Genomic DNA, 11,369 nt, shown 5'->3' on the forward strand with positions numbered 1-11,369 from the left:
GGGTGGGCCATGGGTGCGGCGGAGGGTAGCGGCGTTCGCGGGCCCCCCACAACCGGCGGTGGCCTCCCGGATGCGGGCGACCCGGCGGCCCGTCGCTGCCCGCGCCGCGAGGCTCGCGGACCCTTGCAAGGGGCGACCGGCCGTGCGACGTCGCGGTGCATGCGACTCACCCTGCACCGTGGTGTCAGCCTGGCCGTCCTGGCCTCCGCGAAGACGGAGGCCGACCACCATGAGGACCTGGGGTGCAGCATCCAGGGACCCACGGCGCGTCCGGTGCGCCGCGCACAGCTTCCGCTCAAGCGGCACATCGCCGCGCTGGGCCGCGAGGGCGCGCTGCGGGAAGCCGACGCGCTGGTGCGCTGGCTGGAGGACACGCCCCGCTATGCCGCGCTGTGCGTGGGCACGAAGCGGCGCATGGGACGGCGCGTGCTGCGCGAGGACGTCCTCTTCCCGGATCCGCTTCTCCACCGTCCCCGCGTGCTGCACCTGCGCCAGGAGTCGCTGGGCCTGGACGTGCCGGTGCGCGCGAAGGACTGGCCGGTGGTGGCGGACCTGTTCGCCGCGCTCGCTCGGGGTGCGACGCCGGAGGAGCTGCGCGGCCTGTCCGTCGCGCCGGTCGTGGACGAACTGTTGGGGGACCTGTCCCAGGCCGGCTGGCTCGTGCGGCACGAGGGACCGGTGGACGTGCCCGGGCCGGGGGCCCTCTTCGTGGGGCACAACACGGTGCTGGTGGCGGGCAGGGAAGGGCGCGTGCTGGTGGATCCGTACTTCCGTCCCGCCGGAGACGCGGACCTGCCCGGCTACGCGCCGATGCAGGCGGGCGACCTGGGGCGGGTGGACGCGGTGGTCATCACGCATTCGCACGGAGACCACTTCCACCTGGGCTCGCTGCTGCCGCTGCCCCGCGATACGCGCATCTTCGTGCCGACGGTGGCGCGCGAGAGCCTCTTCTCCACGGACTGCGCACTGCGGCTCCAGCAACTGGGCTTCACGCGCGTGGAAGCGCTGCGCTGGGGCGAGACGCGGCAGGTGGGCGACGTGACGGTGCGCGCGCTGCCCTTCCACGGCGAGCAGCCCACTGATGGCGAGGGGCCGCACCCAGGCCTCTTCAACGAGGGCAACACGTGGCACGTGAGCACGCCGGACTTCTCCGCCGCCTTCTTCGCGGACGCGGGCCATGACGTGCGCGGGGACATGGACGCGGTTTGCCGCAAGGTGCGCAAAGCGCAGGGCCCGGTGGACGTGCTCTTCTGCGGCGTGCGCGGCTTCCGGCTGCCACCCATCTTCTTCGGCTTCACCACGCTGGATGCCTTCCTCGTCAACGTGCCGCGCGACGCGCTCACGACGCCGCAGCGGTTGATGGCGGGGCCGGAGGAGGCGCTGCGCTACGGTGCGTTGCTGGGCGCGCGCTACGTGGTGCCCTGCGCGGACGGAGGCGCCCCCTGGTACTGGCGCGAGGGCATGGGGCCCCGGTACGAGGGCTATCCGGGTGAGCCCGTCACGGGCGCCAGTTCGCTGGATGAGAACCCGGACGCGGATCCGTATCCGGAGCGTCTGGCGGAGGTGCGCAAGGCCCAGGGCGAGGGACCGAAGGCGCTCCTGCTGCGGCCCGGGGAGTCGCTGAAGTGGCGCGGGGCCCGGTCGCCGGAGGTGCGGCGCACGCCCGGCTTCGAGTGGCCCTTCGGAGACTGGCGTCAGCCCGCGGCGGAAGTCCCACGGCGCAGCAAGCCGCGCACGCGCCAGAGGGCGCCCAGGTAGAGGAGGCCCAGGGCGACGAGGCAGGTGATGCCCAGCGCCACGTACCGGCGGATGAGGTGGCTGATGTTCCAGCCGTAGGTCTGCACCAGCCGGGTCGGGTCGCTCAGGCCCGAGCCCTCGTTCCGGCCGAAGGGGATGCGCTCCACGTGGGAGAGCGCGGCCCACCACTGCTCGAAGCCGTCCATGAAGGCCGCCGCGCCAATGACGATGAAGCCCCAGCGCAGCGCGTTCCTGCGCAGGGAGTGCTCCGGGGGCACGTAGAAGGTGGCCATCAGCGCCGTGCCCAGCACCATCATCCCCGCGTCACCTCCGAAGGTGACCAGGGACCGGCCCTCCCGGTGGTCCAGGCCCAGCGTGCCCACGGCCTGCGCCAGGAGCAGCACCGCGCCCGCGCCCAGCCACGTCCACTGGCGACGCTTCCAGCCCTGATACGTCAGGGTCCCCAGCAGGCCCGCCAGGACCAGCGGGATGAAGACCGAGCGCTCCTCCGACACGGACGTGAACCACAGCGAGGGGGTGGCGCTGAAGCCGCAGAACCACGCGGTGACGGCGTGCCCCAGCTCATGCACGGGCATCGTGAGGAAGATGCGCATCAGGGCGTGGAAGCCCGGCGAGCGCACCGCGAGGGAGGCGATGAGGAGCGCCGCGGGAAGGACCCACAGACGCAGCCGCGCCTCCAGGACGTCCTCGCCGTTCGTGGCCTCCGCGTGGAAGGTGATGCCTTCCAGGGCGGCGTCCTGCGTGGGCCGCGCCGCGCTCAGGTGTGGCACGAACGTGGGCGCGGTGTGGGCCTCCAGGGCCTCGCGCAGCGCGAGCCGCTGGTCCTCCGCTTCACTCAGGGCCGCGTCCCGTTTCGCGGCATCGCGTGCTTCGGCCTGTCGGGCGGCGGCGCGTGCTTCCGCGCGCAGGTAGATGACGCCGCACGCCGGGCACTCGGGTCCGTCCGCGCGCATGGCGCCACAGCGGGGGCAGGAGGCGGATGGAGGGTTCACGGGCCTCCGACTCTAGGTGCGACGCCGGACGGACGAAAATCCGGGCGGTGCGGCGGACCTGCGGGCCTGTAGGCCCGGGAGCTGTGGGCGGACGGAGGCAGGGCTGACGCCGAACACCGGGGACGTTCGCTCCACTCGCGGCCGTGGACGGCACTGGGGGCCCGGTCACCGTGTTCGCGGGCCACGGAGCGGACCGGGGCCCTTGACGTCCCGGCGACGCTCGCCCATGTCCAGGGGATGGCCGACGCCGAGCTGGACATCCGCACGCGGGGACGCACCGCTCCCGGGCGCCTGCGCGCGCTGGATGCGTACCTGTGCCGCTTCGAATCCGCGCTCCTCACGCGCCAGGACGACGCCTGGGCGCGCGCTGTCTTCGTGGACGTAGGCTTCGGCGAACAGCCCTGGACGACGCTGGAGAGCGCCGCGGCGTTTCGCACCCTCAACCCGGAGCTGAGCGTCGTGGGCGTGGAGCTGGACGCCGAACGGGCCGGGGCCGCCGCGCGCACGCACGCGGATGCGCGCACGCACTTCCGTGAAGGTGGCTTCGCGCTGCCCCTGTCACCGGAGGAGCCCGCCCGGCTCGTGCGCGCCATGAACCTGCTGCGCCAGGGGCCGCAAGAGCGCATCCCGGAGGTGCACCGCGCGCTGACACGCCCGTTGCTGCCTTCGGGCCTGCTCGTGGAGGGCAGCTCCGACACGGACGGGGCGGTGCTCGTGGCCCACCTGCTGCGTCGGGCTCCGGATGACGCGGCCCCCGTGCGCGAGAGCCTCCTGTTCCACACCGACTTCTCCCGGGGCTTCGCACCCCTGCTGCTGCGCGACTGGCTGCCCCGCGACCTGCGCCGCCGCGTCCGACCGGGCGAGCCCGTGCACGCCTTCTTCCAGGCCTGGGAGTCCGCGTGGAAGGCCGCGCGCGCCGCCGGCCACACCGCGCCGCCGGAGGCCTTCGCGGAGTCCGTCCTCCGACTCGCGACGACGACCCCCGGGGTCGCCACCGATGCCTGGCTGCTGACCCAGGGGTGCCTGCGCTGGAGCCCGCCCGGCGGCATTCCTGGCTGACGGAACGCCGCTGCTTGGGGGTGCAATCGTCGCGAGGAGCGATCGCAAGCGCAGCGGGAAAAGGTATTCTGTCCGGAATTGCCCTCCGGGGGTCACCCGGGCTTCCGGAAGGCAGACGGCTCGACATGAACAGGCACCTTCTGACGCTTCTCACCGCGGGGCTGATGGCCAGCACTTCGGCCGCCGGTACCGCCCCCCCTGATGCGGGGGGCAGTCGCCTGGGGCAGCGTCTCCGACAATCCCGTCGTTCCTCCTCGCGCCCCCGTGGCGGGGCCGACACCGCGAATCTGGAGCATGAGATGGAAGAGGCGGCCTTCTCCGATGAGGCCCCCGCGGCAGTCATCGCGGCCCGTCCCCCCGCGTTGCTGTTCTCCGCCAACTTCTACGGCACCCTGGCCGCGGCGCGCTGTCTGGGACGCCATGGCGTGGACGTGACGGTGGCGGACACCGGGCGGTTGGGCCCGGCCAGCTATTCGCGCTTCGTCAGCCGCCGCGTGCAGTGCCCGCCGGAATCCCAGCCGGAGGCCTTCCTCCAGTGGCTGGTGGACTTCGGCCTGCGTGAGCCCGTCAAGCACGTGCTCTACCCGACGAGCGACGAGCTGGCGTGGCTCATCGCCGCGCACCGCCCCAAGCTGGAGGACCTCTTCCACCTCTATGACCCGGGCGTGGACGCGGTGTACGGGCTGCTCAACAAGCGCCGCCTCTACGAGGTGGGCACGGAGGTGGGCCTGCACCTGCCGCGCACCTGGTTCCCCCAGTCGGAAGCCGACCTGGAGCAGGTGCGCCGCGAGGCCAGCTTCCCCGTCCTGCTCAAGCCCACGACGCAGATCCTCCACGCCACCCACCGCAAGGGCCAGCCGGTGTCGTCCCCGGAGGACCTGGCGCGCGAGTACCGCGAGTTCGCCCGCGACACGTACGCGCCCATGCTCGTGAAGTTCGACCCGGCCGTCGTGAACCCCATGGTGCAGGAGTTCCACCCCGAAGCCGCCGAGGGCATCTACAGCCTGTCCGGCTTCGTGGATGAGTCCGGCGAGCTCTTCGAGGCGCGCGCCGCCATGAAGGTGCTCCAGCGCCCGCGCAAGCTGGGCGTGGGCGTCTGCTTCGAATCCGCTCCGCTGCGCCCGGACCTCGTGGCGGGCCTCACGCGGCTGTGCCAGCGGCTGGGCTACCACGGCGTCTTCGAGGTGGAGTTCATCCAGACGAAGGACTCCTACCTCCTCATCGACTTCAACCCGCGCTTCTACGGGCAGATGGGCTTCGACATCGCGCGCGGGCTGCCCCTGCCGCTGCTCGCGTACCACGCGGCCACGGGCAACCGGGAGGCGCTCGCGAACGCGGTGGCGGACGCGCGCGCCGTCAGTGCCCGGCACGACGAAGAGGTGTTCTGCAACCGCATCGCGCTGGAGATGCTGCTCAACCTCCAGCGGCTGTCCGGCGCGCTGCCGGCCACCGAGGCCCGGCAGTGGCGCGAGTGGCTCAACACCCACCGGGAGAAGGCGGTGGATCCGCTCATCGACCGGGACGACATGATGCCCGCGGCGGTGGAGCTGGCCACCATCGCCTACGGGTCCGCGCGCCACCCCCGCGCCTTCCTGCGGATGATGGTCTTCAACCGCAGCTGACGGGCGGCTGCTAGCTGGCGGCGCGAGCGGGGACGGAGGCCGGATCATCGAAGGTGATCAGGTCCTCGTTCTGCTCCGCCCGGCGCAGCACGCGCACCTTCCCGCCCTCCACGCCCACGATGGCCGGCTGCGGGAAGGAGAAGGACGTGCCGAAGGGCACGAAGTACGCGCCCGCGTCCATGATGGCCAGCGTGTCGCCCACCCTCAGCTCCGGCAGCCGCACCGCGTGGTACAGCGTGTCGCCCGGGGTGCAGATGGGGCCCACCACCGTGTACGCCCGGTGCGCGGGCGCGTCCGGCCGCTCGACGTGGAAGAGCTGGTGGTACTCGTTGCGCACGCACTCCGCGTGGTTGATGCCCATGTCGAGCACCGCCCAGGTGCGCTCGCCGCCGTCCTTCAGCGCGTGCACGCGGCCCAGCAGCAGCTGCGTGTTGCCCGTCATCGCGCGGCCCGGCTCCAGGAAGATGCGCGGACGCGCGCGGCCCCTCTTCGCGTAGTGCGCTTCCACCTGGGACACCACCTTCGCCACGTAGCGCTCGATGGAGAGCGCCGCCGCGAAGTCCGGCGCGGGCAGGTCGCGCTGGAAGGTGAGGTTGAGCCGCCAGTCCTTGTTCTCGATGTGCTCCACCGTCGGCGTGCAGAGGCTGCCGCCCAGGTCCAGCACCTCCAGGTCCAGGCCCAGCTCCCGGTGCAGCTCGTCCGCGAAGTCCAGCACTGCGCCGACGAAGCCCTCCAGCTCCGCTTCCGTGCGGATGAGCTCGCCCCGGTGCGCGTGCAGGCCCACCACGTCCAGCGTCCCCGCCGCCAGCGCCTTGCGGTACGCGGCCAGCGCCATGCCGCCCGCGATGGGCGTGCCGAACTGCGACGTCCAGCCCTGCGCCGTCGTCACCCGCACCGCGACGCGCGGGCGCTTGCGCAATTCCTGCGCGTGCCGCGCAAAAACGTCCAGCTCCTCCACGTGGTTCGCCGCCAGCAGGCCGATGCCGCGCGTGATGGACTCGCGGATGGACGCGTCCGACTTCACCGGGCCGTTGTAGACGATGCGCTCCGGCGCCACGCCCAGCTTGAGCGCGAGCCACAACTCGTAGGCGGAGATCACCTCCGCGCCCACGCCCTGCGCGTGCAGCGCGGACAGCACGCCGGGCACGGGGTTGGTCTTGTAGGAGTAGTAGACCTCGCAGCCGCCCGCCGCGCCCGGGGGCACCGCCTGGAACGCCGCCGCGTTGCGGTGGAGCGCCGCCAGGTGCACCACGTGCAGCGGCGAGCCGTGCTCCTTCACCAGGTCCGTCAGCGACACGCCCTCCAGCAACAGCCCCTGGCCGGGGCGCGACTCCAGGCTCCACGTCTCCGGGGGGAGGAAGGCGCGCGCGGGGGCCATCACGCGCTGCACCACGGGCCCCAGGGTCTGCTTCAGCTGCCGCTTGGCGGTTCCAACGAGACGACGATGCAGGCTCACGGTGGGGACTCTTTCAGGAAGCGCGGGGCAGCTTGAGGGGCAGGTAGCGCGTCAGTTCAAAGCGCTTCTTCAGCGCGCGCGTGGCCAGTTGCAGGAGCCGGTACTCCAGCTCCCCGTGCTCACGCCGGTACTTGTTGTGGATGATGGCGTTGGACTCCGCCACGGACTTCTCCACCTTCTCGCCCTTCTTGCCCAGGTCGTGCATCAGCGACGGCTTGCCCACCCGGTAGTTGAGGATGGGGCGGTTCACGTAGACGTGGCCGTAGCGGCGGATGCCGCGCATGTAGAAGTCCACGTCCTCGTAGACGGGGATGTTCGGATCGAACCCGCCCAGCGGCTGGAAGTAGTCACGGCGCACCATGCACGCGGAGTTCACGTACAGCGTGCCCAGGAACAGGATGTGCGCCACCGTCCACGCGCTGTTGGGCGTGGTGGCGCCCACCCTCGCCACGCGCTCGAAGTAGCTGCTCTTGTCCTCCAGCCACTCCGGATCCTCGCTGAAGGGCACCACCCAGCCCACCGCGACGCCCGCGTCCGGCCGAGCGTCCAGGGCGGATACCATCGCCTTCAGCGCCCCGTCGGCCAGCAGGTCGTCGTCGTCCAGGAAGTGCAGGTAGCGCCCCCGGGCCAGCGTGGCGCCGTGGTTGCGCACCAGCGCGGGCCGGCCCTTCGACGGCACGTCCTGCTTGAAGTAGCGCACGCGCTCATCGCCAATGGCCTGCACCGCCTGGCGAGCGGTGCCCTCGGGCGAATCGTCCAGGACCAGCACCTCCACCTGGACGCCTTCCTGACGCAGCGCGGAGTGGATGGCCTCCACCACTTCCTTCTCGCGCTTGTACGTCGGCATCACCACCGAGACGTCAATCTGGGACATGCCGGACTTATACCGGTGGCGGCCCACGACTGAGAAGCCAGCCCGGGGACTCCTTGTCCCGGACGACCTGGAGCGACGGGACATTCTGCCTCAGGGGCGTTGCGCCCCATGTCCGCCCCTGTGTCCGGCGCTACCCGCCCGCTTCACCGGAGAGGGAGCATCCAGCCATTCCTCCCGGTTTCTCGGAAGTTTCTACTGCGTCGCCGGCCGTGGATCCGGCAGGTTTTGCGGTCCTGACGCGACAGGATTGCCACACCGTGGCCGCCCGCCCGCCCCCCTGCGCGGCGTCAGAAGCTGGCGACGGCGAAGTCGAACCCGTCGTCGAACGCGTCCGCGTCCCTGGGCAGATCCCCGACGTAGGCGATGAAGGGCTCCGGGGCGTCCTCCTCCGAGAACGCGTCGCCGTGAGCGGACAGCTCGGTCTCTTCCGCCGGGTCGAGCGGCAGCCATCCAGGAAGCAGTTCCTCGCGGGCCATGTGCATTCTCCCTCTTCCGCAAGCAGTACGGCGTCAGCCGGTGACTTGCAGTCGGTGTGCCACCCTCGATACGGAACGGATCACCGGAATGGGTCGTTCCCGACGGGGGGTGGGTCGCCGACCAGGCAGGCACTGCTTGACGGAAGGACGCCGGGCCGACAGGAAAGGAACACCGATGGCCGTCCTGCTGGCACACGAAATCGAAGCTCCGCGTCCGTGCAGCTACCTGCCGGGGCGGCAGGCGTCCCTGGAGACGCTGTTGATGCGCAACGTCACGCCCCGGGAGTACGAGCACCTGCTCGTGCGGGGGTGGCGCCGCTTCGGGCCGCAGTACTTCCGGCCCGCGTGCGTGGGGTGCCAGGAGTGCGTGTCCCTGCGGGTGTCGGTGGAGGGCTTCCAGCCCAACCGCAGCCAGCGCCGGGCCCGGGCGGCGTGCGCGCACCTGCGCGTGGAGGTGGGGCCGCCACGCGTGGACGAGGAGCGGCTCGCGCTCTACCGCGCGTGGCACGCGGAGCGGGAGACGGTGCGCGAATGGGACCCTTCGGAGCTGGGCGAGCGCGAGTATTCGCTCCAGTTCGCCTTCCCGCACCCGTCCGCGCGCGAGGTGGCCTGGTACGACGACAGCGACCCGGCGGGCCCGAAGCTGGTGGGGCTGGGCCTGTGCGACGAGATGCCGCGCGCGTGGAGCGCGGTGTACTTCTTCTACGACCCCGCGTATTCGCGGCTGTCGCTGGGCAAGGCGAGCGTGCTCTTCCAGGTGGAGCTGGCGCGCGAGCGGGGCATCCCGTACGTCTACCTGGGCTACCGCGTGCTCGCGTGTGATTCGCTGCGCTACAAGGCCGGCTTCCGTCCGCACGAGCTGCTGGAGGGCCGGCCCGCGATGGATGAGCCCCCGCACTGGCGGGCCGCGTCGCAGACGCCCGACACGCCCTGATCAGGAGCCGCCGAGCAGCGCCGCGTCGAAGAAGTCGCGCAGGCGGCGCGCGTACTCCTCCGGCGCCTGCTTCGCGTACCCGCCGTGGTGCGCGCCCTTCACCACCCAGTACGACTTGGGTTCGCACGCGGCCTGGAACATCGCGTCCTGGAGGAACGCGGGTGCGTACTCATCCACGTCGCCGTTGATGAGCAGGAGCGGCCGGCCCTTCAGCTCGCACAGGCGCGCCATGGGGTCCACCGCGTCCACGTCCACGCCGGACAGGCGCATCGTCCAGAGCACCGGCTGCACGCTCAGCGGCCCCCACTTCCCGTAGCTGTAGCGCGTGTCCGCGACCAGCGACGGGTACGCGCCCGCGGCGGCCACCGCCTTGAGGCGGGCATCGTCCAGGGCCTCCAGGAGCGCGGTGGTGCCGCCCATGGAGAAGCCCAGCACGCCCAGCCGCGACGGCTCCACGTCCGAACGCGCCGACAGGAAGTCCACCGCCGCGCGCAGGTCCTCCCGCTCCCGGTCGCCCCAGGTGACGAGGTCTCCGTCGCTCTCACCGTGGCCGCGCGAGTCGAAGAGCAGCACGCCGTAGCCCGCGCGCGACAGCGCCTCCGCCTCGAAGAGCATCTGCGTGCGGTTCTCCGCGAAGCCGTGCATCACCACCACCGCCGCGCGGTTGCGCGACGGCACGTACCAGCCGCGCAAGCTCAGCCCGTCCCGCGTGCGCAGCGTCACGTCCGTGCGGGCCGGGAGCGTCGCGTCCCCCAGCGGCTTCAACGCCTGACGCGCGGGATGCAACACGGCTCTGGCCGTGCGGACGTTGCGGTACGCGATGACGGCGGCCAGCGCGAGGACACCCGCCAGGACGAGCGCGAGGAGGCGGGCAGGGCGGACGAGGGGGATGGGTTTCTTCACGGGGATGGATTGTGAGCCTATATCCAGCCCCGGGTCCCCCGACAGGCGTCCACGGGGAGGGCGCCAAAGGGCCCCGTCGCCCTGTGTCACGAACCCGCCCGCCGGGCGGCCGTGCCCGTGTTTCAGTCACGAGAAAACGCAGGGCCCGGAGATCCAAAACCATGGCGTCATTCAATTGTCCGCTGAGTGGCGCGCCCGTGCGGCCTTCGCTACCTATGGCAGGGTGCGTGGGCTAATGATCCACGGGTGATTCAACGGGTGGGCCCGTCGGACGGTCGCGAACCGCACGGGAGGATGAAAATCATTTCTTTCCGGGAAGCCCAGACATTGAACCTGCGGGCGCAGCGAGACATGACGGCCTCGGCACCGGCGCCCGGCAGGCGGCGCGTGTTGTTCACGCTCGTCTTCATGGGCACGGGCGGCATCGAGCGCTCGGTGTGCAACGTGCTGGCGGGGCTGGACCGGGAGCGGTTCGACCCTTCGCTGTTCTTCCACCACGGGCCGCCGCCGCCGGACACGCGCGACCGCATCCCGGCGGACGTGCCCATCTCCTGGGGCGTGGGCATTGAAGCGTACCGGCGCTGGGAGCTGCCCCGGATGCTCTGGAAGCTCTTCAACGAGGCGCGCAAGGCGGACATCATCGTCTCCGGGCAGGAGGGCCGGGCGGCGCTCTTGGCGCGGATGGCCGGGGCGATGCTGGGCAAGCCGGTGCTGGGGATGGTGCACTTCGACTGGGGGGCGTTCCACCGCGAGCAGCCGCGCCGGCAGCTCTGGGGCCTCAAGGTGCTGTACCCGGGCATGGACCGCATCGTGGCGTGTGGCTACGACTCCGCGAAGGCGTTCGCGGAGCTGGTGAACGTGGACCGCGAGCGGCTGGAGGTCATCCCCAACTTCGTGGACGCGGAGCGGGTCCGCGTCGCCGCGCTGGCCCCGCTGCCGCAGTGGGCCCAGGCCGTGTACCAGAAGCCGGTGGTCATCGCGGTCGGAAGGCTGGAGCCGCAGAAGTCCTTCGACGTGCTCATCCGCGCCCATGCCCGGATGCAGGCGGCCGGAGCGGACACGCACCTGCTCATCCTGGGGGTGGGGTCGCTGGAGGAGGAGCTGAAGGCGCTGGTGAAGCAGCTGGGCGTGGAGGCCTCCGTGTTCATGCCCGGCTTCGCGGACAACCCGCATGCGCTGATGGGGCGGGCCACCGCGTTCGCGCTCTCCTCGCGCTTCGAGGGCCTGCCCATGGTGCTCCTGGAGGCGCTCGCGCTGGGGTGCCCCATCGTCAGCACGGACTGCCCCTCCGGCCC

Annotated in this window: 10 protein-coding genes; 5 read left to right on the forward strand and 5 right to left on the reverse strand. The window is 71.6% G+C overall.

The window, feature by feature from the left end; translation table 11 throughout:
• The first annotated feature begins 159 nt into the window (after positions 1–159).
• Positions 160–1,758 carry an MBL fold metallo-hydrolase gene (locus tag D7X74_RS33255; RefSeq protein ID WP_120537029.1) on the forward strand — a complete coding sequence of 533 codons (1,599 nt, stop codon included), beginning with the start codon at positions 160–162 and terminating at the stop codon, positions 1,756–1,758.
• On the opposite strand, the gene D7X74_RS33260 is transcribed toward D7X74_RS33255, so the two are convergent.
• Positions 1,695–2,750: a hypothetical protein gene (locus D7X74_RS33260; RefSeq protein WP_233602363.1), complete on the reverse strand. Its 1,056-nt coding sequence runs from the start codon at positions 2,748–2,750 to the stop codon at positions 1,695–1,697. The two genes, D7X74_RS33255 and D7X74_RS33260, sit on opposite strands and share 64 nt — an antisense overlap.
• A gap of 237 nt (positions 2,751–2,987) precedes the next feature.
• Between D7X74_RS33260 and D7X74_RS33265 the strand changes: the two genes are divergently transcribed.
• Positions 2,988–3,809, forward strand: coding sequence for a methylase (locus tag D7X74_RS33265; protein WP_120537031.1), 822 nt, complete (start codon positions 2,988–2,990; stop codon positions 3,807–3,809).
• Between the two features lie 299 nt (positions 3,810–4,108).
• Positions 4,109–5,431 carry a carbamoyl-phosphate synthase gene (locus D7X74_RS33270; protein ID WP_199741949.1) on the forward strand — a complete coding sequence of 441 codons (1,323 nt, stop codon included), beginning with the start codon at positions 4,109–4,111 and terminating at the stop codon, positions 5,429–5,431.
• A 10-nt stretch (positions 5,432–5,441) separates the two neighbouring features.
• On the opposite strand, the gene D7X74_RS33275 is transcribed toward D7X74_RS33270, so the two are convergent.
• From D7X74_RS33275 to D7X74_RS33285, 3 genes are all read right to left on the reverse strand, one after another.
• Entirely contained in the window at positions 5,442–6,887 is a 1,446-nt protein-coding gene (locus D7X74_RS33275; RefSeq protein ID WP_120537032.1) for a pyridoxal-dependent decarboxylase, read from the reverse strand.
• A 13-nt stretch (positions 6,888–6,900) separates the two neighbouring features.
• Positions 6,901–7,761 (reverse strand): glycosyltransferase family 2 protein, encoded by an 861-nt coding sequence (locus tag D7X74_RS33280; protein ID WP_199741950.1) that lies wholly within the window; start codon positions 7,759–7,761, stop codon positions 6,901–6,903.
• A 287-nt stretch (positions 7,762–8,048) separates the two neighbouring features.
• Positions 8,049–8,237, reverse strand: a complete 189-nt coding sequence (locus tag D7X74_RS33285; protein ID WP_147446772.1) for a hypothetical protein — start codon at positions 8,235–8,237, stop codon at positions 8,049–8,051.
• Between the two features lie 175 nt (positions 8,238–8,412).
• Here D7X74_RS33285 and D7X74_RS33290 point away from each other — a divergent pair, with 175 nt between their 5' ends.
• Positions 8,413–9,171, forward strand: coding sequence for an arginyltransferase (locus tag D7X74_RS33290; RefSeq protein ID WP_120537035.1), 759 nt, complete (start codon positions 8,413–8,415; stop codon positions 9,169–9,171).
• Here the strand turns inward: D7X74_RS33290 and D7X74_RS33295 are convergent, their stop codons facing one another.
• On the reverse strand, positions 9,172–10,074 hold the full coding sequence (locus D7X74_RS33295; RefSeq protein ID WP_233595909.1) for an alpha/beta hydrolase: 903 nt from the start codon (positions 10,072–10,074) through the stop codon (positions 9,172–9,174).
• A gap of 294 nt (positions 10,075–10,368) precedes the next feature.
• Between D7X74_RS33295 and D7X74_RS33300 the strand changes: the two genes are divergently transcribed.
• The coding region (locus D7X74_RS33300) for a glycosyltransferase (RefSeq protein ID WP_233595910.1) at positions 10,369–11,369 on the forward strand (1,001 nt) is incomplete at its 3' end.

It is taken from the genome of Corallococcus sp. CA047B, assembly GCF_003612065.1.
Lineage (GTDB): Bacteria > Myxococcota > Myxococcia > Myxococcales > Myxococcaceae > Corallococcus > Corallococcus praedator.